1 protein-coding gene and 1 pseudogene are annotated in these 1,852 nt (G+C 65.9%); both read right to left on the bottom strand.

What is annotated here, in order from left to right; all coding sequences use genetic code 11:
- Nucleotides 1-1,313, bottom strand: a pseudogene (locus CHB90_RS25845) (helicase RepA family protein); the annotation flags it as partial.
- Nucleotides 1,310-1,852 (bottom strand): hypothetical protein (locus CHB90_RS25840; RefSeq protein WP_089280551.1); only part of this gene is annotated, 543 nt, incomplete at its 5' end. The pseudogene CHB90_RS25845 and the gene CHB90_RS25840, both read right to left, overlap by 4 nt.

The following is a 1,852-nucleotide window of genomic DNA, read 5'->3' as shown; positions in this document are numbered from 1 at the left end:
GCCATGTGGACGAGCCAGGAGATCAGAAGGTCGCTCTTGCCCACCTTGGGCGCGCCACCCAGCACCAAGAGCCCGCCCGGTGTCAGAACGCGCGGTGCGATGATGTCCTCCGGCATCGGACTCTGGTCGTCCAGCAACGCGCCCAGAGTGAACGCGGGCATTTCAACCGGTCCCGGTGCACCGGAATCGAGCCGGATCAGGGGCGGTCCGTATTTCTCGACATGGCGCTCCCAGAGCCGCTCGGACTCCCGCTTGAGCCGTTCCACGGGCCATTGCGGCCGCAACATCGCGGCGTTGTAGCCGCAGATGCCTTCCCAGCCTTCGTCTTTTGTCATCCGGCCCTCGTGGACCATGCGGATGAAATACCCGATCGCAGCCGACGCACCCTCGAAGCGGGACCAATCGTCCTGCGCCCCCTCGCGCACCGGGGTCACCAGCACATCGTCCATGGCCGGTTTGTCGGGATGCGTGAACTCGGGCTGCAGCGACACCCCAGGCGCGGGCGGCATGTCTGTGACCGCTTCGATGAACTCGGCCAAGTCACGCTCGCGGTCGGCGTTCAGCTCGACGATCCGCACCTGCGTCTTGAGGCTGTTCTTGTAGTAGACGCTGCCTGCCACCCGGATCGGCTGGTGGGCGGAGCGGAAATGCATGTCACCGCCGACCTTGGCCGCGATATCCCCGCGCATTCGGCAGACACGGGCGATGTCGTCGCCCTCGGCGGGCTCGGTCAGCGCCCACCAGATGTGCGCTTTCCGCTGGCCCTCTGGTGTCACGCCGCCGCTCTCCACCACCATGGTCGGTGCGCCGAGATGGCGTTCCAGATGGGCGCGCTTGGCAGCGATATCGCCGGTATCGAGATCGACGACCACGGTCTGCATCTGGAGGATCTCGGCGGCCTTGGCCTGACCGGGCGCGGCCACTGTGCCGGGGATCACGTAGACCGCGGCCCCCTCGCGGGAGGCCCATGTGGCGAAAGTCGCCATCTTTTCAGGCGCGGCCTGATCTGCCTCCAGCCAGATGTTGTGCGGGCGGCCATCGATGCCCTGACCCTTGTCGATGAAACTGCGGACCGGGATCAGCCCGTCACAATAGCCGAAGACGACCTGCATGAACTGGGTGATCTGCTCGAGATCAGGCTCATCGCCGAATGGGTCGGTTTGCGGGGCCGCGTCGTTGAAATCCCGCCAAGGATTGAAATGCACAATGTTTTCCTTGGGTGCATCAGGCGTCGTGGGTGCATCGGGCGTCGTGTCATCGCGCATGGTCGGGTCCTGCTCGGGGTTTGATGGGTCGGTGGGCTCATCGGTCATGTGGCCAGCCCCCAGCACCGCTCGGCATGTGCGCAGAACCGGCATTCGAAGAAATCGCGGCTGGCGGCGATGCGGGGCAGCAACTCACCCGCGTCGGTGGCCTGCAGGATCCTCACTGCGCGGTCGGACATGCGCTGCGCGAGATCGGCATCGAAGGGGACGAGCTCATGGTGCAGCTCCGCCGTGTCCTTGTTGATCGCAGTGAACAGCGCCGGTGCCGTCGAAATCCCCGGCACCGAGGGTTCCATGTAGGCCTGGTAGATCGCGATCTGGGCGGCGTAGACGGGCTTGGAGACCGCCACGCCGTCCTTGACGCAGGCGCGCCAGTTCTTGGCGTTCATGGTCTTGCATTCCCAGAGCGCGGGAACACGCATGCCAAGCGCCGCCGGGGCTGAGGCAATGATCCCGTCGACATGGCCCCGGATGCGACCACCCGCGACGGAAAAGCCGAACTGGCCACCATCGGGGCGATTGCCCTTGCGGGTGTAGAGCTCGAAGCCCGCGCCGCGCAGCCAGGCCACCGCCAGGTCCTCAAGGGC

Origin of the sequence: Antarctobacter heliothermus (assembly GCF_900188425.1) — a bacterium.
Taxonomy (GTDB): Bacteria; Pseudomonadota; Alphaproteobacteria; order Rhodobacterales; family Rhodobacteraceae; genus Antarctobacter; species Antarctobacter heliothermus.
This window is presented reverse-complemented; position numbering and strand designations above follow the sequence as displayed.